Origin of the sequence: Oceanimonas marisflavi (genome assembly GCF_003049725.1) — a bacterium.
Lineage (GTDB): Bacteria > Pseudomonadota > Gammaproteobacteria > Enterobacterales > Aeromonadaceae > Oceanimonas > Oceanimonas marisflavi.
The window spans coordinates 82,188-105,330 of the sequence record NZ_QAGM01000001.1; the positions used below are offsets into that span (position 1 = coordinate 82,188).

Sequence of the window (23,143 nt, forward strand, 5' to 3'; positions counted from 1 at the left end):
ACACGGGAATAACAAATCATTATAAAAACGCCGGCATTTGCCGGCGTTTTGCGTTGTCTTCCCCAAGACAGTGCTTATTTGCGCAGTACCCCTTCTTCCACCAGCAGGTCGTAAATGGCCTGGGCGGCGGCCTGGGGGTCGTTGCGAATGATTTGTCCCTTGCCCCCCTGGGCCTTGGCGGTGGCCTGCCTGAAGCGGTCGGCGGCGGTTTTGGCGCGGGCCACCTTCAGGCGCTTGGGCCTGGGTTTGGCGTCCTGCCACTGCCAGCCGGTGCTGTCAGCATCGCGCCTTGGGGCCACCGGTTGCTGCTCGGTCACGGCGCCGCGCCGGGCCCGGGCAAAGGCGAGCTGGCGGGGGCTGGCGGCGGCCTCGTCCACGCTGGCCACCAGTGGCAGCTGGGTGGTAATACGCCGGCGCTGGCCACGCGGCAGTGCCTGCAGCAGGGTGACCTGATCGCCGTCAATGGATTCGATGGCGGCAATGCCGGTTACCAGCGGCCAGCCCAGGTGCTCGGCCAGCAGGTAGGGCAGCATGCCCGAGCCTTCGCCCTGCTCGGCATGAATGCCGGTGAGCAACAGGTCGGGCTGTTTCTCGTCCAGGTAGGGCGCCAGCACCGACAGGGCGTCGTCGTTCTGGCCCTGGCGCAGCACCGTCAGCCGCTCCAGTCCCATGCCCAGATAATCCTGCAGCGCCGGGCGCTCCGGATCACCGGCATGGATCACTTCCAGCTCCCCCTTCAGGGCAAAGGCCACTTCCAGGGCGCAGGCGTCCTGCATGGCACGGCGGGTGCGGCCCGACACCGGGTGACGGCCTTCACTCACCAGCACCGCAATCTTCAACTGTTCAGGCTGCATCACTTATCTCCTGCTCCGGTTTGGCGGACGCCAGCGCCATCAGCGCCGCCAGAATTTCGCGGCTGTCACCAATGGCGCTTAAGTTCGCGCGTTTCACCATGTCACAGTCGGTGTCCTGGTTGATGGCCACCACCTTCTCCACCTTGCCCAGGCCCTGCAGGTGCTGCACGGCGCCGGAAATGCCCACGGCAATATAAACCCGGGCGCTTACCCAGGTGCCGGTGGCGCCCACCTGGCGGCTGCGCGGCATAAAGCCGTCGTCCACCGCCACCCGGCTGGCGCCCTCGGCGGCGCCGAGCAGGGTGGCGGCCTGGTGGAACTGCTCCCAGTCGTGCACGCCGTTACCGGCGGAGAGAATAAACTCCGCCTCGGCCAGGGGTATGTCGGCGGGATCCACCGCCACCCGGCCGCCGTCGTGCACCCTAACGGTGGGCAGGGTGTCTGCCTCAAAGCTGACCGGCAGGGTCTGGTAACGATGCTCGGTGCAGGGCATGGCGCACTCTTCCAGCAGCAACAGCAACCGGCACAGCGGGCGGGTAATGTCCTGATGACCGGCGCCGCTGCGGGCGATAACCTGATCGCCCTCCCACTTCCACACCCCGGTGGCGGGCCGCTCGCCCAGGGCCACCGCCAGCCGGCGGCCCAGCTCGGCTGACTCGCCGGCATCGGGGAACAGCCAGTGCAGCGGCTGATATTCGCTGTCGGCCTGCAGGCACAGCTCGGTCCAGGCTTCGGGCTGGTAGCCCTCTACCCCGTCCAGTTGCAGCAGCCGATCCACCCCGGCCTCGTCAATGCTGTCTTTCAGCTCGCCGCACACCAGGCCCAGCACGGCGGTGCTCTGGGCCTGGGCCGCCGCCATCTGCTGGGCCAGGCCCAGCACGTCCTTGCCATGGCCGGTGAGGCGGCCGCCGGACAGCGGCAGCCAGACCGCAATATAGTGCTGCGGATTGTCCACTGTGTGCAGCGGCAGCTGTGGCTGCTCGCTGGCCTTGCGTACCAGGGTGGTCACCCCGGCGGCGCCGTTCATATTGAGCCGGTCCAGCCGGCGCAGGCCGCTGGGACCGTACTGCCACTGGGGGCGCGGGTTCTTGCGCAGCAGCCCGGTGGGGCCGCGCAGGGGCTCGCCGCTCAGTTCACCGTGGCGCGGATGCAGCCGGTTGCGGGCAATCCAGGCCAGCCGCGGATCCTTGCGAATAATGTCAGACATGAGCTTCCTCCTTCTTCGGCTGTTCGGCGGGCAGGATCAGCGCCTCCAGCAGCAGCTCGGCAATGTCCTTCACCTCGGGCCGTGGCTCCACCACCCCTTCCATCATCAGGGTACACTGAGGGCAGGCCACCGCCATCAGCTCGGCATCCACCGACCGGGCGTCGTCCATGCGCATGTCGGCAATACGGCGCTCGCCGGGAATGTCGGTGACCGGGGCGCCGCCACCGCCTCCGCAGCAACGGGAGCGGAACCCGCTGCGCTCCATCTCGGTGCGGGCATAGCCCAGCTGATCGAGCAGGTAGCGCGGCGCGTCATACACACCGTTATACCGGCCCAGGTAGCAGGGATCGTGGTAGGTCAGCCTGCCGCTCTGGCCGTTGCTGAACGCCAGCCGTCCCTGCTGGTGCAGATCGGCCAGCAGCTCGCTGTGGTGCACCACCTTCAGCTCGCCGCCCAGCTCGGCATATTCGGTGCCCAGGCTTTGCAGCGAGTGCGGATCGGCGGTCACAATGCGGTTAAAGCGGTACTTGCCCAGGGTACGAATATTGGCCCTGGCCAGGCGCTGGAAGGTGGCTTCGTCACCCAGGCGGCGGGCCAGATCACCGGAGTCCAGCTCCTCGTTGCCGAGGTAGGCAAAGTCCACGCCGGCGGCCTGCATCAGCTGCACCAGGGCACGCAGGGTGCGCTGGTTGCGCATGTCAAAGGCGCCGTCACCCACCCACAGCAGCACATCGGCCTCGCCCACTTCCTTCATCAGCGGCATATTGAGATCGGCAGCCCAGTTGCTACGGCTGGCCGGGGCCAGGCCGCCCGGGTTGTCGGTGGCGATCAGGTTTTCCAGCACTTCCTGGCCCTTGCCCGGGGTCTGGCCCCGCTCCAGGGTCAGGTAGCGGCGCATGTCCACCACGGCATCCACGTGCTCAATCATCATGGGGCACTCTTCCACGCAGGCGCGGCAGGTGGTGCACGACCACAGGGTCTGGCTGTCGAGCATGCTTTCCACCAGCGGCTTGTCGGGGCAGCCGGTACGGGCGGCGCCTTCCTGGCCCGGGTGCGGGCTGCCGTGGTAGGCCACTTCTTCCTGGGCGGCCAGGCTGGTCACCATGTCCTGGATCAGTTTCTTGGGGTTGAGCGGCTGACCGGCGGCAAAGGCCGGGCACTTGCTCTCGCAGCGGCCGCACTGCACGCAGGCGTCAAAACCCAGCAGCTGGTTCCATTTAAAGTCGGTGACCTTTTCCACCCCCAGCTTGTCGGCGGTCAGATCAATCGCCTTCAGGCCGGTGTCGCGGCCACCGCCAAAGCGGGCCGGACGGCGGTGAAAGGCCAGATGCAGGGCACCGGCAAAGGCGTGCTTCATGGGGCCGCCCCAGGCCATGCCAAACACCAGCTCGCCCAGGCCCCAGGCGCACAGCGCCAATAACAGCAGGCCCAGCAGGGTGCTGCCGGTGCCTTCCGGCAGAATGCCGGCGGCCGGCAGGGTGGCAATGAAAAAGCCAACCGAAAACGCCAGCAGGCTTTTCGGCAGCCGCTGCCAGGGGCCGCGCGACAGGCGCGAATTGGGCAGGTCGCTGGCAGGCTTTCGACGGCGCTTCCACACAAACAGGGCGCCCACCGTCATCAGCAGGCTGGCGCCCAGCAGGGGCCATACCAGCCAGGCGCTGTGCAGGCCCAGGCCGTGCACCAGCACCACCAGCACCAGCGCCAGCACAAAGCCGCCGCCGGTGGCCACGTGGGTGTTGGACATGTATTTATCGCGGGCCACCACATGGTGCAGATCCACCAGATAGCGACGCGGCATGGCGGCCAGCCCCTGCCAGAAGGCCACGGGGCTGGCCTGGCCCCGGCGCCACAACCGCACCCGGCGCACGGCACCGATCGCGGCCAGGGCAAAGGCCAGCATAAGCAGATAAGGGATCACAGGCTCGAACATAGCGGGCTCCTCAGGCAGGGCCGGGGGTTCCCGGCCCTGCTGGCTCAGAAGTCTTTACACAGACGCAGGGCGTCGTAGATGGCGGCGTGAGTGTTGCGCTGGGAAACGCAGTCACCCAGACGATAGAGCAGATAGCCCTTGCCGTGCTCGGCCAGGGACGGCTGGGGCTTGGCGTCGTACAGGGCTTCCAGATCGATCTGGCCCTTGTTGACCGCATCGCCCTTCAGCTCGTAATAGAGCCGCTCGTCCGGACGCAGGCCGTTCTCCACCACAACCTGATCCACCACCCGCTCTTCCTGCTGGCCGGTGTACTCGTTTTCCAGCACCGCCACCAGCTTATCGCCCTCCTTGTAGACCTTGTGCAGGGCCAGATCGGAGGTCATGATCACCTCGCGCTCATAGAGCGAGCGGTAATAGGTGGGGAAGGTGGTACCGCCAATGGCCGCGCCGGGCTTGATGTCGTCGGTCACCAGCTCCACCAGGCTGCCCTTGGAGGCCAGGTAGTCCGCCGCCGACATGCCGGAGAACTCGCAAATGGTGTCGTACACCAGCACGTTCTTGCCCGGCTCCACTCGGCCGGAGAGAATGTCCCAGGTGCTCACCACCAGGCCTTCTTCCGCGCCCCACTCGGGCACCTGCTCCAGGAAGGGAGTGCCACCCACCGCCAGGATCACCACGTCGGGCTGCTCACCCATAATGGCGGGCAGATCGGCGGCGGTGCCCAGGCGCAGATCCACCTTGAGGCGATTAAGCTCCAGGGCATACCAGCGGGTAATGCCGGCAATCTGATCGCGCTGGGGCGCCTTCGCCGCCAGGGTGATCTGGCCGCCCAGCTCGGGGGCCTTTTCAAACAGCACCACCTGGTGGCCGCGCTCGGCCGCCACCCGGGCCGCCTCCATGCCACCGGGGCCGCCACCCACCACCACCACCTTGCGCACCGGGCCGTCGGTTTTTTCGATGATATGGGGCATGCCCATGTATTCCCGCGAAGTGGCCGCGTTCTGAATGCAGAGCACGTCCAGGCCCTGATACTGGCGGTCGATACAGTAGTTGGCGCCCACACACTGCTTGATTTGATCCACCTGACCCAGCTTGATTTTGGTGATCAGATGCGGGTCGGCAATGTGCGCCCGGGTCATGCCCACAAAGTCGACATAGCCGCCTTCCAGAATACGCTGTGCCTGGTTCGGGTCCTTGATGTTCTGGGCGTGGATCACCGGCACGGAAACCACTTCCTTGATGCCCGCCGCCAGGTGCAGGAAGGGCTCGGGCGGGTAGCTCATGTTGGGAATGACGTTGGCCAGGGTGTTGTGGGTGTCGCAGCCGGAGCCGATCACGCCAAAGAAGTCCACCATGCCGGTGTCGTTGTAGTATTTGGCGATCTGCTTCATGTCTTCATGGCTGAGGCCGTCGGGGTGGAACTCGTCGCCACAGATGCGCATGCCCACGGCGAAGTCGGGGCCCACCTCGGCGCGAATGGCCTTGAGCACTTCCAGGCCAAAGCGCATGCGGTTTTCAAAGCTGCCGCCCCATTCGTCGGTGCGCTTGTTGACCCGCGGGCTCCAGAACTGATCGATCAGGTGCTGGTGCACGGCAGACACTTCCACCCCGTCCAGGCCTCCTTCCTTGGCGCGGCGCGCGGCCTGGGCGAAATCACCGATAATGCGCTGAATGTCTTCCGGCTCAATGGTTTTACAGGTGGCGCGGTGCACCGGCTCGCGAATGCCCGACGGCGATACCAGGGTGCTCCAGTTATAGCCGTCCCAGCGGGAACGCCGGCCCATGTGGGTGATTTGAATCATGATCCTGGCGCCGTGCTTGTGCATGGCCTCGGACAGATTCTGGAAATAGGGAATAATGCGGTCGGTGCTCAGGTTGACCGAGCTCCACCACTGCTGGGGACTGTCAATCGACACCACGCTGGAGCCGCCGCAAATGGCCAGGCCCAGGCCGCCCTTGGCCTTTTCCTCGTAGTATTTCACGTAGCGATCCGTGGTCATGCCACCGTCGGTGGCATGTACCTCGGCATGGGCCGTGCTCACAATCCGGTTGCGAATGGTGAGCTTGTTGATGTTCATGGGTTGAAACAAGGCGTCGAACTGTCCCATCCTGGAATCCTCTTGTACATGCTGCGGGCCGTGCTCCCGGCCCGCCGAAAATGAATACTCGCCGGGAACGCGCCTTACAGCGGGCTCACTTCAAACAGGCCGTAATCGCAACCGGTCTGGGCGCCGCTCTGGGTCTGGCGGGCCTGGGTGCGCACCGGGTAGCCCAGGCTTCGGGCGATCTGATCCATGGCGCCGGCAAACCAGCCGGTGAACATGTAATCCACCATGCGATCCACCTTGCCGTACTGATACACAAAGGCGGAGTGATCCAGGCGAACCCGGGCGGTGCCGGCGGCAATGTCCAGCTGCTCGATAGTGAACAGGCCCCAGCCACGCTGGGACAGACGCTTCATGTAGTGCTCAAACACGGCGTCGCCGCTGATGCCATGGCACTCGGCCTCTTTTTCACACCAGTGCCAGGCCGACTTGTAGCCGGCCTTGTACAGGATCTCTGCATAGCGCTCCGGGCCCAGCTCTTCCTCGATGGCCATGTGGTTGTTCACAAAGAAGTGACGCGGCACATAGAGCATGGGCAGGGCGTCTGTGGTCCACACGCCGGTGCTGGCGTCCACTTCAATCGGCATTTCGGGTTCATGTACTGACATGGTTGTTTCTCCCTTGCTTCCTTAAATTCTGCTTATTCGCCCCAGACGTCCTTGAGCACACGAACCCAGTTGCCGCCCATGATCTTCTCCACCAGACGCGGGGAGTAACCGTTGCGCAGCAGGGCCTCGGTGAGGTTGGGGAATTCACCTATGGTGCGAATGCCTTCGGGGTTGATGATTTCGCCAAAGCGGGTCAGGCGGCGGGCATAGCCCTTGTCGTGAGTGAGCCACTCGAAAAAGTTCTGATCGTGCCCCTGGGTAAAGTCGGTGCCGATGCCGATGGCGTCTTCACCCACCAGATCCAGCACATAGCCAATGGCTTCGACGTAGTCGTCGACGGTGGACTCAATGCCTTTCTTCAGGAAGGGGGCAAACATGGTCACACCCACAAAGCCGCCATGCTCGGCGATGAAACGCAGCTCGGCGTCCGACTTGTTGCGCGGATGGTCCTTCAGGCCGGCGGGCAGGCAGTGGGAATAGCACACCGGCTTTTTGGACTCGAGGATCACCTCTTCCGAGGTTTTGGCGCCCACATGGGACAGATCGCACATGATGCCGACCCGGTTCATTTCGGCCACCACCTCGCGGCCAAAACCGGACAGACCGCCGTCGCGCTCATAGCAGCCGGTGCCCACCAGGTTCTGGGTGTTGTAGGCCATCTGTACGATGCCCACACCCAGCTGCTTGAAGATTTCCACGTAACCGAGCTGATCTTCAAAGGCATGGGCGTTCTGGAAACCGAGAATAATGCCGGTGCGGCCTTCTTCCTTGGCGGACAGAATGTCGGCGGTGGTGCGCACCGGACGGATCAGATCGCCGTGCTCCTGATAAAAGCGATTGAACTCGGCGATGTTATTCACCGTGGCCTGAAACCCCTCCCACACCGACACGGTGCAGTTGGCGGCGGTGAGCCCGCCCCGGCGCATGTCTTCAAACAGTTCGCGCCCCCAGTTGGCGATAATGAGGCCGTCGATCACGATGGCCTGATTGTGTACTTCTGCTGCGTTGTGCATAGCCTGCCCTTCCCTGCATTCGGTTAGCGGTGACACCTGGTTCACCGGATTCAGGGGCAGTCTATCCCGCGCTTATGGGCGCGCTGTGGCTGAAAACGACAGAGGCATAGTTAAAAGCGTCACCTGTCATACCTTGTGACTTACCAGCAGGCTGCTACTTACTGTAGGCGCCACTTCAGTTGGCGCAGACTCACAGACAAAGATCTCTTCAAGGCCTGTTGTACAGGCCCTGCCGGCTAAAGCGGCAGCTACAAAAAGAGTCAAAAAGCAACAAGCCCCGCACTGCGGGGCTTGTTGCTTATAAAGTGTCAGAGCAGTTACAGGATCACAGACGCAAAGGTGGGCTCACTGCGTGCCGTCTCGAGCCGGGCGCTGAAGTCCGTTTTGGGCATCACCGGAACCGCTTCTGCCGCCCTGGGCATGGGGCGGCTGCAGCGATCGTCCCGGGGAGGAACGCCAAAACATTCGCGGTAGCACTTGCTGAAATGGGGCATGGACACAAAACCGCAGGCGGTGGCGATATCGATGATCGCCATCGAGGTCTGGCGCAGCAGCTGGCGGGCCCGCTTCAGCCGCAGGTTGAGATAGTAACGGGACGGCGAGCACTTCACATGACGCTGAAACAGCCGCTCTACCTGACGGCGCGACAGCCCCACATAGTGCGCCAGCTCGTCCAGGGTAATGGGCTCTTCCAGGTTGGCTTCCATCAGTGCCACCACCTCCGCCAGCTTGGGCTGGGCCGGCCCAACCAGGTGGCGCAGCAAGACTTTCTGCTCTTCCTGGCCATCACGAATGCGCTCGCACAGGAACATGTCGCAAATGGCGGTGCTGAGGGCGCTGGAATGCTCCTTTTCGATCAGGTGCATGATCATGTCCATGGGGGCCGTACCGCCGCTGCTGGTCAGCCGGTCCCGATCGATGCAATACAGGGCATTACTGGTTTCAAAACGGGGAAAAGCCTCCTTGAAGGCGGCCATGTATTCCCAGTGAATGGTACAGCGGTAACCCTCGAGCACACCGGCATCGGCCAGCAGGTAGCTGCCGGTGCACACGGCGCCCAGCTTGACCTTGCGATGGGACAACTGCTGCAGCCAGGCTCGCAACTGGCGGCTGCGGGCATTGGCCACCCCCACCCCGCCGCACAGCAGCATCATGTCGAGGTGGCCACAGTCGTGAATGGCATGATCAGGCGTCACCAGCATGCCGTCACTGGCCCGCACCGGCTGACCGGTTTCGGTCAGCATCACCCACTCATACAGGTTCTTTCCCGACAGCTGGTTGGCCATGCGCAGCGGCTCAATGGCCGATGCCAGGGAAATCATGGTGAAGTTGTCTACCAACAGAAAACCGACGCGTTGTGGCTGGCTCATTGCTCTTGCTCCTGGTCCCTGTGCGGTCGCATTCGGGATCCCTGCATATATGATTGCGACATTCAATAAAGTGGCATTTACATAACAAATGCACTCATTAACAAAACATATAACATAAACTTAACCTTTGACCAGCCATATCCCTTCTGATTTTAGGGGCTCAGTCACAGTTTGCATGAAGGCGCACATAATTAACCTTTTACTCATATAGAAGGCCCCCGCAAACCCGGGCATCACTCTCTAAAATATCTTTTGGCTACAAATGGTTATGACAGAAAGTTAAGGAAGTGAAAAATTTCCCTTTAAATACATATAAATATAAAAAAACCGCCGGTTAACGGCGGTTTTTTGCTTTTATTTCAGTTGAAAATAACCCGTAGTGAAAGCGCTGCTCTCCCCTGACTCACGACACCGGCGGAACCTGGGGGTCTACCGTTACCGGCGCCCCGACGGGGACTTCCTGATGCAGCGCCCGGTACAGGCCCCACATCATCACCAGAATAACGAACGAGAAGGGAAAGGCGGCGATAATGGCCGCAGTCTGCACGGCCTTGAGGCCGCCGGCCAGCATCAGGATGGCCGCCACCGCCGCTACCGCCATGCTCCACAATACCCGCTGACTGCGAGGCGGATGTTCATTGCCCAGCGACAGTATGGTGGTCACCACCAGGGTGCCGGAGTCGGCCGAAGTGATAAAGTAGAGCGCCACCAGCACGGTGGCCAGCACGGAAGCCAGTGTCCCCATCACACCGCCATCCAGCAGAGACAGGGTCGTATACAGCGATGAGGTGACGTCTTCAGCCACCGCAGTCACAATACCCGCCTGCCCCACGGCCGCGACCGCTTCTCCGGCCGCATTGGTGACCGTATGGGTCAGCTCCAGATACAGGGCCGAGCCGCCAAACAGGGTGAGCCAGAGCAGGCCCAGCAGGGTCGGCACCAGCAGCACGCCACAGATAAACTCGCGGATGGTACGGCCTTTGGAGATCCGGGCGATAAACATGCCGACAAAGGGCGACCAGGACATCCACCAGGCCCAGTAGAATACCGTCCACCAGGACTGCCACTGGCTGTCTTTGGTGGCATCGGTCCAGGTGCTCAGGCCCACCACATGGGTCAGGTAGTCACCGAGACCCTGCACATAACTCAGCAACAGATAGCGAGTGGGGCCGTAAACCAGCAGGAACAACAGGATGGCGGCGCTCAACCACATGTTGGCCACCGACAGCCATTTTACACCCCGGCCCAGGCCGGACAGCACCGACAGGGTGGCAATCAGCGAGATCACCGCGATCAGGATCAGCTGGTTGCTGGTGCTGACTTCCATGCCAAACAGGTGATTCAGGCCGGTATTGATCTGGGAAACCCCGAAACCGAGAGACGTCGCCACCCCGAAGATGGTGCCGAATACCGCCAGGGTATCGGCGGAATGCCCCATCCAGCCGTAGATGCGCTTGCCAATCAGCGGGTAAAGCGCAGAGCGGATGGTCAGGGGCAAGCCTTTGCGGTAGGAAAAGTAAGCCAGCGACAGACCCACCACCACATAAATGGCCCAGGGATGCAGGCCCCAGTGAAAAAAGGTGATACGCATGGCCACTTCGGCCGCTTCCGGCGTCAGCCCCTCGGTAATAAAGGGATTGCTCTGAAAGTGATAGATGGGCTCGGCAATGGCCCAGAACACCAGGCCGATGCCCATGCCGGCACTGAACAGCATGGCAAACCAGGAAAACAGGCTGTATTCCGGGCGGGAGTCATCGTCTCCCAGGCGTAAGGTGCCAAAACGGCTGAAAGCCAGTACCACACAGAACGCCAGCATCAAGGTCAGAATGGCAATGTAATACCATTTGAAGTTGTTGATGAGGTAACCCGAGATGCCTTCAAACAGGGTAGCGGCCCCCTCGGGATACAAGGCGCCTCCCAGTACAAACAGGGTAACGATAATCATGGAACTGATCGTCGCCGCCGGGTTCATTCCTTTAAAAAGTCCATCTTTGCCAACCATAGCAAGAGATCTCCGTCGGATAGATAGTGGGTCAGTCGCGGCCGGGGCCGGGCTCGGCTCAAGCACGGCTCCGGTCGCGACTGCGGTTGATGACCGGGCGCTCAGGGCGCCCACCGGTGCAATACCGTTCCCTATCTCAACAGCTAACGGCTGGTTGAAACTTCTCCAATGCGACACCCTGTTAACCAGTTCCGCCTCGAACGTCATATTCTGTTTTGATTGCGACAGCATGTCGCAAATTTGTCTTGATTGAGGAGAGTTTGAGCAGATGCTGAATGCTGCAGCCATTAATAGCGGCTGGCAAAATGGAGCAAGGTAGCCCGAGATAACCCGGGCTACTGAAAAGGGGCCATTACCCGCCCCTATGTGGGTGTTTTACCGACGAATACCGTGCTCTTCCCGGTATTCCTTCAGCGTCTGCATAATGCGGATCAGACAGTCGTCACGCTCCTGGATCAGTTCATTAATCGAGGCGCCATTGGCCTGGCTCAGACAGCCGGCCACCATGTCTTCCTTGAGCTGGGAGGTCAGTTCGGGGGCCTCCAGCCGGGTCCAGGGCTCCTTCAGCGATTCCTCGAAATGGTCCAGCAGGTGCGCCATGCCGCCCTGACCGCCACCCAGGTGGTAGGTCAGGCAGTGCCCCATAATGGCCCAGCGCAGACCCGGGCCGTAGGCGATGGCCTTGTCGATATCCTCCACCGAGCATTCCTTGTTGGCCACCATATGCAGTGCCTCACGCCACAGGGCCTCCTGCAGACGGTTGCCGATAAAGCCCGGCAGCTCCCTGTCCATCTTGGCCACCTGCTTCTCGATGGCTTCGTAGAAGTCAGCGGTCCAGTCCACCACTTCCTGACTGGTGCGCTTGCCGCCGCAAACTTCACAGAAAGGCACCAGATAGGGCGGGTTGAACGGATGGCCAACAACAAAGCGATCTGCGTTTTGCACATCGACGGCCATGTCGGTCATGGCAAACCCGGAGGTGCTGGAAATAATCACCACTTCGGGCGGCGCCAGCCGATCGAGCTCGGCAAACAGGGCGCGCTTGGCATCGAGATTTTCCGGCGTGCTTTCCTGGATTACCTCAACACGGTTAACCAGCTCTTCCAGGCTATCGGCAAAGTGCAGCCGCTCAGGGCTCGCGCCTTCGCGCAGGCCCAGCTTCTCCATGGTGGGCCAGATATGGTCCACCATTGCCAGCAGCTTTTCGCGGGCATTGGGGCCCGGGTCATAGGCGACCACGTCCATGCCCATTCTCAGAAAGTGCAGCGCCCAGGCACCGCCGATCACACCGGTACCAAGCACACCGGCCCGGGTAACTTCAGTGGGTAAGGGTCGATTCATTATCTTTGCTCCAAAATAAGGTTGCTTGCCGCCGAACGTTACTGGGTGCCACGCAGACGCAGCTTCTGACGGGCCTCGGCCGGGCTGAGTACCCGGGAGCCCATGCTCTCGACGATATTAACGGCGCGCTCCACCAGCTGGCCGTTGGTGGCAAACTGGCCCTTGCTCAGATACAGGTTGTCTTCCAGTCCGACGCGGATATGGCCGCCAAGCAGGGCAGACTGCGCCGCCCAGGGCAGCTGATTGCGGCCCAGTGCAAAGGCGGTCCAGTTGCTGTTGGCCGGCAGCATGTCCACCATGCCCTTGAGCAGGCTCAGCTCCGGTGGCGCGCCCCAGGGAATGCCCTGACAGATCTGGAACATGGCGTTATCGTCGATCAGCCCTTCTTTCATCATCTGCAGCGCAAACCAGAGGTTGCCGGTATCGAAGATTTCCAGCTCAACAGTCACGTCCAGCTGCTGAATGCGGGCCGCCGCCTTGCGCAACATGTCCGGGGTCGAGATATACACCAGATTGCTGTCACCGAAGTTGACCGAGCCGCAATCCAGGGTACAGATTTCGGGTTTCAGCTCCTCGATATGCACCAGCCGCTCGAGGCCACCGACCAGGTCGGTTTCGGGGCAGAAAGCCGTGGGATCTTCCTCCGGGCCGATATAGAGATCGCCGCCCATGCCAGCGGTCAGATTGATGATGACGTCGCAGTCAGCGGCACGCAGGCGTTCGCAGACTTCGGCATACAGATCCAGGCGCCGGGAACTCTGCCGGGTTTCCGGATCGCGTACGTGAATATGGGCGATGGCGGCGCCGGCGTTCCAGGCCTCGATGGCGGCATCGGCAATCTCTTTCGGGGTGACCGGTACATGGGGGCTGCGGTTGGCGGTATCGGCAGCGCCGGTAACGGCGCAGGTAATAATTACGTCCTGATTCATGCTGTTGCTCGCTCCTGTTGGAATACCGTTAAATGGGCGCGCAGAAGATGTGGTCTTCATTACGCCCTCGGTGGATGACTAAATTACTCGTCTGAAAACTCAACTTTTGCCTTTATTCGCATTCATCTTGCTCAAATGCGCAAAACCTCGATGGCCTACCGGGCGAGCGTCTCCGCCGGCTGCCGGCTCATATGCTCCTGCCGAAGGCGCAACAGAAAGGCCACGCCCACGGTGAAGAGACCAAAGGCCACCGGAATGGCCGCCACCGAGATAAGGGTGAGAATGACCTTGAAGATGTCGCCATCCAGCCAGTTGATCACGATGGCCAGAGACGCCATGGCCACAATCCAGAAGGCACGGGAACGCTCTACCGTGAGCATTTCGCAGACCAGCCCGGCAGAATCGGAGCTGGTCACAAAGAACAGCAGAATATTGAGGGTCAGAATGAACGAGAGCACACCGTATTGATCGAGGCTGGCCATCAGGGCAAACACATCCTGAGCCTCCATTTCAAGCCCGCCCAGACCGAACACGGTGAACCAGAGGCAGGACAGCAGGCTCGGCATCAGCATTACACCCATCACCAGCTGACGCAGCGTACGTCCCTTCGAGATGCGGGCAATAAACACCCCGGTGAAAATAAACCAGCCATACCAGGATGCTTCAAAGGCGTAGAGCCAGTCTGCCAGCCAGGCCTTGCGCTCGGGATCCCCCTGGCCGGTTTCGGTGGCCATGGCCGGGTAATTCCACAGGTAATCGGGCAGCAGGCGGGTAAAGGTGGAGAGTATCTCTCCCGGGCTGGTCAGCAGGAACACGCTGAACAGCAATACCAGGGCAAACAGGGTATTGTAGTTGCTCAGCCACTTAATGCCCCGGTTCAGGCCGGAAGCACTGGATGCAATGGCAAAGCCGGTCAGCACAATAATAATCAGCGTGGCGCTGACATCGACGCCCAGAAACTGGGCCAGACTCTGCTGCAGCGGCTCGGCCGCATAGGAAAAGGTCAGCGACAGGCCAATGACCGTCGACACTACCAGGCTCACCAGGTTCACTTTGCTGAGAAAACCACCGCCCAGCAGGGTTTCGGCGGGCTTGGCAATATTCAGGTTATACATGGCATGCGCAAAGAGCGCACCAATGGCAAGGTATCCGGCCCAGGCCAGCAATCCCCAGTGATTAAAGGCATAGAGCAGTGCCTGATCGGTGCTGTTGCCCGCTTCGACATGATAACGCGGCTCCAGTACTCCCCAGGTGACCAGGCCGATGCCCATGCCGGTGGCAAACAGCATGCCCAGCCAGGACAAGGTCGAAAATTCCGGGGCTCCTTTGCCAAAGCGCAGGTTGCCCAACGGGGTCAGCATCAGCAGCACGAAGGCGACCGAAATGACAAAGGCGGGATAGGTAAAAATAAAGCCAAGGTTGCCAATGACGTTAAGTTTGATGGTATTGAGCAGCGCCTGAAAGGGCTCGGGGGCCAGTGCAGCAAAGCCGATAAGAACAATAATCGTCACCACGGTGGCGACGGTGGTGCTGAAGTTCCGCTTCATAAGCATCTTTCCTTGTGGTTGTGGTCACTCATGTGAACCTGGTTAATACCGTTCGTCGTTGAGGGGTCTCCTTGTCGAGCCCGCAAGAGGCCTGAGATGGGTAATAAGCCTTGAAAAACCGTAAGGGGTCAGCGCAATCGCCTGTTCAGCGCGTCACAAAAGCCCTGCCAGGCCACGGCCATGTCAGGCAGCAACTCACGGGCATGCAGGCAGCCGTGCAGCATGTTGGCAGCCAGGTGATAACCTACACTGGCCCCACCCTGTCGCCAGGCGGTAACGGCCTGTTCCAGGGGTGCCGTCAGAGGATCCCGTTCCACCGCCAGTACCTCTACACGCTCAGCCGGAGGACGAAGACCATCACCTGAAGGAGCGTCTTGCTCGATCAGAGGCCAGGCAGACAGAACATCTTCACGGCTGAGCAAGGGCGCGTCGGGCCCGAGTGTTGACCATGCAGGAACACCCACCAGTGGGTATATCAGCCCCAGAACAGGAACCTGTTCGACGCCATCCACAACGTCGAGGATCAGACGGGCACCAGCACTGTCGCCCACCATGGCAACGGGAGCCAGGGCTTCACACACCCTGCGGCAATCATCCATGGCGCTGGCATAGCGGGCTTCCGGCATCAGGCTGTAATCCAGACTGACAACTTCTCTTTCCAGCGCCTGGGCCAACCCCTCGGCAACCCCCTGATGACTGTCCAGTGACCCCAGACTGAAGCCGCCACCATGTACATAGAGGATCTGGCCCGGGCGCATATAGGCAGGGCGGTAACAACGTACCGGCACATTCCCGATGCGGGCATCACATACATCCATATCAGCAGGCCTGGGGGGGGCGAAGGACGCACATAGCTCGTCATAATAACGGCGCGCTGCCGCCAGCGGCATACCGTTCATGGCATTCAGCCCCTGCTGAAAACGCAGCTCAAAATCAGCAATATCCATACTCACCTCTTCTGTACTCAATGGCAGGCATATGACCATGTGCAGAGTTCATCGCATCGCTACCTGAAAGCGCCGGGACGCTGTCACCCCGTCAATGAATCACTAAGGTACCTGCCTGAAAATACCACCTTTGCCTTTATCCGCGTCTTTATTGCCTTAAAACGAACAAAACGACAGATTGTCGCAAATGGATATGGGATATCTGTTTGCGACAACAGGCCAAAGAAGGGGCTGCCGCCGGCGATTCATGGCGGTGCCGGGCGGCACTCACCACACTCGCTCAACGTTCCCGGCTGGGACTTTTGTTAAAGCGCTGCTGATAGCTGCGGGTGAAATGGGACAACGAGACAAAACCGCAGGCGATGGAGATATCGGTCACGCTCTGGCTGGTCTGCTGCAGCATCCAGCGCGCCTGATCCAGACGCAGGTTGCGGTAATAGGTGCTGGGTGTCTGTTGCAGGTAATGACGGAACAGGCGCTCCAGCTCCCGCCCCGACAGCCGCAACTGAGCCGCGATTTCACTGATGCGCAACGGCTCTTCCAGATTGCGCTCCATCAACTTTACCGCTTCCAGCAAACGGGGATTGCGGCTGTCCAGGCGCTGTTGCAGTGAAATGCGCTGAGGATCGCTGTGGGCACGCTGGTGAGTATAAATAAGCTCGTCTGCCACCATCGTCGCCAGTCCGTTGCCATGTTGGGTATCAATCAGATACAGCATCATATCAAGCCCCGACAGTGCCCCGGGACACGAAAACCGGCCCCGATCCACCACCAGCAGTTCCTGTACGAAGTTGACCCGGGGAAACGCCTCGGCGGTGCTCTGCAGGTTTTCCCAGTGCAGGGTGGCACGGTAGCCATCCAGAATACCGGCGGCGGCGGCAATATAGGCACCGGTATCCTGACAGCCGATATCGGTGCCGTGACTGGCCAGCTGTCGAATAAACCCCAACAAGGCGGGGGTAATGCGCGCGTGGGGCTCGTAGCCGGAGCAGATAATCAGCGTATCGCAGCCGGGAAAGTCACGAATGGCAATATCGCTCATGATATCCAGTTCATCGCTGCTGCGTACCGCTCCTCCCTGCTCCGAAATCAGTTGCCAGCGATACAGCTCCCGGCCACTGCTGTGATTGGCATGACGTAAAGGATCCAGCATGGCGGTCAGGCCGAACAGCGAAAAGCCGGGAACCAGCAAAAAGCCAATGTGCTGAGGGTAGCGAAGAGGGCGGTTTCCAAACATGGGGGCACGTAATCCTTGAGCGGTCGAGAGAGGTTCTGATGTCAGCAAAGTCCCAGCAATAACACATGCCTTCGACCGATGTGAATACACAAGGCCAAAGTTCGGCGGATACAGGCAAATTTTTCAGTAATGCAGGGATAGTATGATCCCGACAATACACTGGCCCCAATGAACAAGAGACCCATCATGACCACAGAACTCAAGGTATTTAACGGCACGGTTCAACCCGAATGGATCGATTACAACGGCCATATGAACGATGCCTGCTATGTGCTGGTATTCAGCCAGGCCATCGATGAATTTATGGTGCAGATCGGTTTGGACGAGACCTTTCGGGCCGAACATCAGGTGTCGATCTATACGCTGCAGAGCATGGTGCACTATCTGCAGGAAGTGAGCCTGGGCGAGCCAATACAGGTAAGTGCCCGACTACTCGAAAGCGACGCCAAAAAGCTGAGAGTCTTCTTCACCATGCGCCACGGCAACGGCGGCCAGGAGCTGGCGGCGATGGAAACCCTGCTGCTGCACATGGACATGGCGGCCCATCGCGCCGCGCCCATGCTGCCCGATACCGCAGACCGGGTCGCAACCCTGCAACAGCGCCAGAGCAGCAGCGAGTGGCCGTCGCTGGCCGGCCGCAGCATTGCCCTGACACGGCCACGGGGCTGAGCCAGCCATGACCGATCTTTTCGTTACAGCCTGTCGTGCAGGAACATGACTGACGAAGCTTCGGATTCACACTCACAAGGACAGAACGGGGAAAGATGACGATGAACAAGGTACTCTGGCAACCGGATGCTGCACGAGTCGAACGCAGCCACCTCTATCGCTTTATGCAGCTGGCAGGCAAGCAGGCCGGTACACATTTCGATAACTACGATGCGCTTTATCAGTGGTCGGTAACACACCCGGAGGCGTTCTGGTCTCTGCTCTGGGACTTTACCGATGTGCGCGCCAGCACACGCGGGGAGCGGGTGCTGGTTGATGGCGACCGTATGCCCGGCGCCCGCTGGTTTCCCGAGGCCCGGCTGAACTATGCCGAAAACCTGCTGCGTTACCGTGATGATCGCCCCGCTCTGGTGTTTCGTAACGAGGCCGGGCAGCGTGACAGCCTGAGTTATGCCGGACTCTATCAACGCGTGGCACAGCTGGCCGCCGGTCTGAAACGCGCCGGCGTGGTCCCGGGCGACCGGGTCGCCGGCTTTGTACCCAACGTCATTGATACCGCCGTCGCCATGCTGGCCAGCGCCAGCCTGGGCGCCGTCTGGACCGCCTGCTCGCCCGACTTTGGTCATCAGGGTATTCTCGACCGCTTTGGTCAGACCGCCCCCAAGGTACTCTTCACCACCGACGGCTATCTCTACAACGGCAAAACCTTTAACTCCCTTGAGCGGCTGGCCGAGGTACTGCCGGCGTTGCCGAGTATCGAGCGGCTGGTGGTCATGCCCTACCTTGATGCCGAGCCCGATCTGAGCCCGGTGCCGGGGGCCGTGCTGCTCGACGACTTTATCGACTCAGCCGCCACCACTCTTGAGTTTGCCCAGCTTGGCTTTGACAGCCCGCTGTGCATTGTTTATTCGTCCGGCACCACGGGGGCGCCCAAGTGTATCGTCCATGGTGTGGGCGGCTCTCTGCTGCAGCATCTCAAGGAACACCAGCTGCATACCGATCTCGGGCGTGACGATACCCTGTTCTATTACACCACCTGTGGCTGGATGATGTGGAACTGGCTGCTCAGTGGCCTGGCCAGCGGCGCCACCCTGGTGCTGTTCGATGGCTCTCCCTTTGCCCCCACGGCCGAGGTACTTTGGGATATTGTCGAGCAGGAGGGCGCCACCGTCTTCGGTACCAGTGCCAAATATATTGCCGCCCAGGAAAAGGCCGGCATGCGACCGGGAACCAGCCACCGGCTGCATGCCCTGAGAACCCTGCTGTCCACCGGCTCGGCACTGACCCACGAGAGCTTTGAATATGTCTACCGGGAGATCAAACAGGATCTCTGTCTGTCATCGATTTCCGGCGGCACCGATATTCTGTCGTGCTTTGCCCTGGGCTGCCCGGTGCTGCCGGTACACGCCGGTGAGCTGCAATGCCGAGGACTGGGCATGGCGGTGGAGATCTGGGACAACGGCAAACCGATGGCAGAGGGCAAGGGCGAGCTGGTCTGTACCCGCCCCTTTCCGGCCATGCCCGTCGGCTTCTGGAACGACAGCGATGGCCAGAAATATCACGATGCCTATTTCGGCACCTTTGACAATGTCTGGGCCCATGGCGACTATGCCGAGCTGACCCCGGGCGGTGGCATGGTGATCCACGGCCGCTCCGATGCCGTGCTCAATCCGGGCGGCGTGCGTATCGGCACCGCTGAGATCTACCGCCAGGTTGAGAAGGTTGAGGCGGTACAGGAAGCCGTGGCCATTGGCCAGACCTGGCAGGACGACGTTCGGGTGATCCTGTTTGTAGTGCTCAAACCCGGCCACCACCTTAATGCCGCTCTGGAGCAGAAAATTCGCCAGACCATCCGCAGCAACACCACCCCCCGCCATGTGCCGGGAAAAATCATTCAGGTCACGGATATTCCCCGCACCCGCACCGGCAAGCTGGTGGAGCTGGCGATTCGCAACGTGGTCGAAGGCGAGCCGGTTAAAAACCGGGAAGCCCTGGCGAACCCGGAGGCACTGGAAGGGTTTCGGGATTTACCGCAACTAAGGTGCTGAACACCCCTGCCACCATCACCACCGGCGCTGGCCCGAAGGCTGGCGTCGGTTATTTCCGTTCCGGGCATACTGAGATTGTTCCGGAAGCGACACCGAAGTCGGTGCTCTGTTGCCTGAAGCATAACGGCAGCATAGGCTGTGGCGACAGGAATAAATCAGGGAGCAATCACCATGATGATCACCGACCTTATCGATCAGCAGGACTTTCTGGCCCGGCTGCGGGCTTGGGGAATATCCCCGCCGGCGAAGCTGGCGGATTGTGAGCCACTGCTTAAAGATCAGCTGAAAGGCCCGGAAGGGGCTCTGTGGCAGGAACGGCTGGAAACCCTGCTGGCCCAGCGGGCGCTGCTGCACCCGGAGGTGCTGGCGCTGGTGGAGAGCAGCCTGAAGAACCCATGATCCGGTATAAGGAAGGTCTGTAGCGGCCGCTTTAGCTGGCAGGGCCTGCACAGCAGGCCGTACCACCGGCGTTGCCTGATAAACGCGCCAGCTAAAGCGGCGCCTACAGCACGAACTCGTTGTTAAATACCAAACGAAATCCGGAGGCAACCGCCTCCGGACTTGAACGCCGCCTTACTCCGGCAGCTCAACGGACAGGGTCTGGCCGCCGGCGTTGGCGACAAAGGTGTCGGCGTACCAGTCCACAAAGTTCACCACGCCGAATTCATAGGTAGGCGAATAGGGGCCCGGCTCATAAGCCATGGAGTTAATGCCACGCTGGTTCTCCTCCGCCAGGGCACGGTCCTGGGCGTTGGTGGCATCCCACACCAGGCGCAGTTTTTCCACGTCGTAGTCGACGCCTTCCACCGCGTCCTTGTGCACCACCCACTTGGTGATCACCTTGGTCTTCTGTGGCCCCAGCGGCACCACCTGAAAGGTGATCAGATGATCGCTCTGGCCATGGTTCCAGGAGTTGGGCAGGTGCAGAATGCGCAGTGAGCCCAGCTCACGATTCTTGACCCGGCCCAGGGTCTTCTCACAGGCATTGGAGCCATCGATGGTCATGGCCACCTTGCCTTCGGCCAGGGGCATGCGCACCATGCGGTTGCGCAATCCGAACGACACATGCTCATGGGGAATGCCCTCGGCGTCCCATTGCTCGGCCATGCGCGCCACGTGGGCCTTGAAGGCGTCGGTCGCGCGGGGATCCGTGGTGTCGTCAAACTCCAGCAGGGTATTGAGCAGCTCGGGATGAGAACCATTGCAGTGGTAACACTCCCGGTTGTTCTCGATCACCAGCTTCCAGTTGGCGTCTTCCACGATTTCGGACTGTACCGCCACCTTGGCGTTTTCCAGATCGTAAGGCTCCAGATAGTGCTCCAGTGACGTCAGAAACTCGTCAATCTCGGGCGGGTTGTCGGCCAGGCAGATAAAGATGTAGCCACCGGCGGTTTTGGTGTGCACCTTTTTCAGCGGAAAGTCGCCTTTATTGAACTGCTCGCCCATGTCGTTGCCGGCATAGATCAGCTGTCCGTCCAGCTCATAGGTCCACTGGTGATAGGGGCAGACCAGCTTGGCCACCTTGCCTTTTTTCTCGGTACACAGGCGCGAGCCCCGGTGCCGGCACACGTTGTGAAAGGCCTGCACGCCTTCCTTGTTGCGCACCACGGTAATGGGGTTGTTACCCACCTCCACCGTGATGTAGTTGCCAACTTTGGGGATTTCGCAGGTCAGCCCCACATACAACCACTCCTTGCAGAAAATCTGCTCCATGTCGGCCTCGAACACCGACTGGCTGTTGTAACAGGCCTGGGGAAGGGAGTAGCCGGGACGACGCTGCTGCAGCAGCTGAACGGTGTCCGCCAGTCCGGGGGCGGTACCAATAAGAGTGGTGTTGCTCTGCTCCATCTGCATTGCTTCCTTTGGTGAGTTGAAAGGGCGGAAAACCATACCGCCGATGGGCGTATTGTTATCCTGCCCGGTCACCGCCGGTTGTCTGAAAACGACTCGCCCCATCTGCTTTTACGACCCGCAAGCCAGCGGCTTTCCCTTGCTTCACGCCCTTTGATGACAAAACGGGGCTGACGGATATGTCCGTGTCGTTTTCAGGCAACCGCGCCGCTTCATTCTCATCAAGAATGCCGGCAACAAGGACAAAACGGGGCCCGCCGCCCCAGCGGAGGACAGCGATGAATCAGGACTTTATTTCACCCATTAATACCCAGACCTGGAGCAACGGTCGCCACCCGGTGCGCTGTGTGCGTGTGATCCAGGAAACCTGGGACGTGCGTACTTTCTGCTTTACCGCCGAAAGCCCGCTGCTGTTTTTCTTCAAGCCCGGCCAGTTTGTGACCCTGGAGCTGGAAATTGAAGAACAGACGGTGATGCGCAGCTATACCATCGCCTCCTCCCCCTCGGTGCCCTACAGCTTTTCCATTACCGTCAAGCGGGTGCCCGGCGGCGTGGTGTCCAACTGGTTGCACGACAACCTTGTGGAAGGCGACGCCCTGGCGGTACACGGCCCGGTAGGCAACTTCAACTGCATCGACTTTCCCAACGAAAAAGTGCTGCTGCTTTCCGGCGGCGTGGGCATTACTCCGGTGATGTCGATGATGCGCTGGTGGTTCGACACCAACGCCGAGGTGGATATTCAGTTTGTGCACAGCGCCCGCACTCCCAAGGATCTGGTGTTCTACCGTGAGCTGCAGCACATGGACTCGCGGCTGTCCAATATTCAGCTGAGCCTGATTTGTGAGCGCACCGACATTGGCGAAACCTGGAGCGGCTACCGCGGCTTCCTGAACAGCGCCATGCTCAGCCAGATATCCCCCGACTTTATGGAGCGGGAAGTGTTCTGCTGCGGCCCCACCCCCTATATGAAGGCGGTGCGCAATCTGCTGCAACAGGCCGGTTTCGACATGGACCGCTACCATGAGGAAAGCTTTGGCGCCACGCCGGTGGAGGTCATCGAAGACGTGGAGCTGCTGGCTCAGGAGGCCTCGGATCTGGCCGAGGAAATGGAGCGTACCGAAGAGCGGCTGACCATCTCCTTCCTCGACAGCGATCTGCAGGTGGATATTATGCCCGGCGAAACCCTGCACAGCGCCGCCGCCCAGGCCGGCCTGCATATTCCCAAGGCCTGCGGCATGGGCATTTGCGGCACCTGCAAGGTGAAGGTGACCAAGGGTACGGTGGCCATGGAGCACAACGGCGGCATTACCGATGAAGATATTGAGGAAGGTTACGTGCTGAGCTGCTGCAGCGTGCCCAGCGGCGATGTGGAAGTGGAGTACTGAAGTCACGGAGAGGGTGCAAGGGCTTACAGGTCCAACCCTTTTTGCCCGAGCCGGCAGTCCGGCTCGGGCTTTTTTGCTTTCACACACAGGCTTCGTAATT

At 60.6% G+C, this 23,143-nt stretch carries 18 protein-coding genes; 4 read left to right on the forward strand and 14 right to left on the reverse strand.

Annotated elements, in window-relative coordinates:
- Window positions 1-74: 74 nt before the first annotated feature.
- From etfB to DA373_RS00440, 13 genes are all read right to left on the reverse strand, one after another.
- Window positions 75-854 carry an electron transfer flavoprotein subunit beta gene (gene etfB / locus DA373_RS00380; RefSeq protein ID WP_107850384.1) on the reverse strand — a complete coding sequence of 260 codons (780 nt, stop codon included), beginning with the start codon at window positions 852-854 and terminating at the stop codon, window positions 75-77.
- Window positions 844-2,061 carry an electron transfer flavoprotein subunit alpha gene (etfA, locus tag DA373_RS00385; RefSeq protein ID WP_107850385.1) on the reverse strand — a complete coding sequence of 406 codons (1,218 nt, stop codon included), beginning with the start codon at window positions 2,059-2,061 and terminating at the stop codon, window positions 844-846. Before etfA ends, etfB begins: the two co-directional genes overlap by 11 nt.
- On the reverse strand, window positions 2,054-3,991 hold the full coding sequence (locus DA373_RS00390; RefSeq protein ID WP_107850386.1) for a (Fe-S)-binding protein: 1,938 nt from the start codon (window positions 3,989-3,991) through the stop codon (window positions 2,054-2,056). Before DA373_RS00390 ends, etfA begins: the two co-directional genes overlap by 8 nt.
- A gap of 44 nt (window positions 3,992-4,035) precedes the next feature.
- Window positions 4,036-6,099 (reverse strand): dimethylglycine demethylation protein DgcA, encoded by a 2,064-nt coding sequence (gene dgcA / locus DA373_RS00395; RefSeq protein WP_107850387.1) that lies wholly within the window; start codon window positions 6,097-6,099, stop codon window positions 4,036-4,038.
- A gap of 74 nt (window positions 6,100-6,173) precedes the next feature.
- Window positions 6,174-6,704, reverse strand: a complete 531-nt coding sequence (locus tag DA373_RS00400; protein WP_107850388.1) for a 4-vinyl reductase — start codon at window positions 6,702-6,704, stop codon at window positions 6,174-6,176.
- Between the two features lie 32 nt (window positions 6,705-6,736).
- The gene (locus tag DA373_RS00405; protein ID WP_107850389.1) at window positions 6,737-7,717 is read right to left on the reverse strand and encodes a dipeptidase; all 981 of its coding nucleotides are present in this window, start codon (window positions 7,715-7,717) and stop codon (window positions 6,737-6,739) included.
- A 317-nt stretch (window positions 7,718-8,034) separates the two neighbouring features.
- A complete protein-coding gene (gene gbdR / locus DA373_RS00410; protein WP_107850390.1) occupies window positions 8,035-9,087 on the reverse strand; it encodes a choline metabolism transcriptional regulator GbdR in 1,053 nt (350 codons plus the stop codon).
- A 403-nt stretch (window positions 9,088-9,490) separates the two neighbouring features.
- A complete protein-coding gene (locus DA373_RS00415) occupies window positions 9,491-11,089 on the reverse strand; it encodes a BCCT family transporter (protein ID WP_332871056.1) in 1,599 nt (532 codons plus the stop codon).
- Between the two features lie 375 nt (window positions 11,090-11,464).
- The gene (locus tag DA373_RS00420) at window positions 11,465-12,430 is read right to left on the reverse strand and encodes a 3-hydroxyacyl-CoA dehydrogenase NAD-binding domain-containing protein (RefSeq protein ID WP_107850391.1); all 966 of its coding nucleotides are present in this window, start codon (window positions 12,428-12,430) and stop codon (window positions 11,465-11,467) included.
- A 38-nt stretch (window positions 12,431-12,468) separates the two neighbouring features.
- Entirely contained in the window at window positions 12,469-13,359 is an 891-nt protein-coding gene (locus DA373_RS00425) for a BKACE family enzyme (protein WP_107850392.1), read from the reverse strand.
- Window positions 13,360-13,514: 155 nt separating this feature from the next.
- Entirely contained in the window at window positions 13,515-14,906 is a 1,392-nt protein-coding gene (locus DA373_RS00430; RefSeq protein WP_107850393.1) for a BCCT family transporter, read from the reverse strand.
- Between the two features lie 128 nt (window positions 14,907-15,034).
- Complete coding sequence (locus DA373_RS00435) at window positions 15,035-15,853, reverse strand: alpha/beta hydrolase fold domain-containing protein (protein ID WP_107850394.1); 819 nt, start codon at window positions 15,851-15,853, stop codon at window positions 15,035-15,037.
- 280 nt (window positions 15,854-16,133) lie between these two features.
- Window positions 16,134-17,090, reverse strand: a complete 957-nt coding sequence (locus DA373_RS00440) for a GlxA family transcriptional regulator (protein WP_107850395.1) — start codon at window positions 17,088-17,090, stop codon at window positions 16,134-16,136.
- 186 nt (window positions 17,091-17,276) lie between these two features.
- Here DA373_RS00440 and DA373_RS00445 point away from each other — a divergent pair, with 186 nt between their 5' ends.
- From DA373_RS00445 to DA373_RS00455, 3 genes are all read left to right on the forward strand, one after another.
- Complete coding sequence (locus DA373_RS00445) at window positions 17,277-17,759, forward strand: thioesterase family protein (RefSeq protein ID WP_107850396.1); 483 nt, start codon at window positions 17,277-17,279, stop codon at window positions 17,757-17,759.
- A 101-nt stretch (window positions 17,760-17,860) separates the two neighbouring features.
- The gene (locus DA373_RS00450; RefSeq protein ID WP_107850397.1) at window positions 17,861-19,807 is read left to right on the forward strand and encodes an acetoacetate--CoA ligase; all 1,947 of its coding nucleotides are present in this window, start codon (window positions 17,861-17,863) and stop codon (window positions 19,805-19,807) included.
- Window positions 19,808-19,978: 171 nt separating this feature from the next.
- A complete protein-coding gene (locus DA373_RS00455) occupies window positions 19,979-20,206 on the forward strand; it encodes a hypothetical protein (protein ID WP_107850398.1) in 228 nt (75 codons plus the stop codon).
- A 174-nt stretch (window positions 20,207-20,380) separates the two neighbouring features.
- Here DA373_RS00455 and DA373_RS00460 read toward each other — a convergent pair whose 3' ends face one another.
- Window positions 20,381-21,655: an aromatic ring-hydroxylating oxygenase subunit alpha gene (locus DA373_RS00460; protein ID WP_107850399.1), complete on the reverse strand. Its 1,275-nt coding sequence runs from the start codon at window positions 21,653-21,655 to the stop codon at window positions 20,381-20,383.
- Window positions 21,656-21,936: 281 nt separating this feature from the next.
- On the opposite strand from DA373_RS00460, the gene DA373_RS00465 reads away from it, so the two are divergent.
- Window positions 21,937-23,043 carry a hybrid-cluster NAD(P)-dependent oxidoreductase gene (locus DA373_RS00465; protein ID WP_107850400.1) on the forward strand — a complete coding sequence of 369 codons (1,107 nt, stop codon included), beginning with the start codon at window positions 21,937-21,939 and terminating at the stop codon, window positions 23,041-23,043.
- Window positions 23,044-23,143 lie beyond the last annotated feature (100 nt).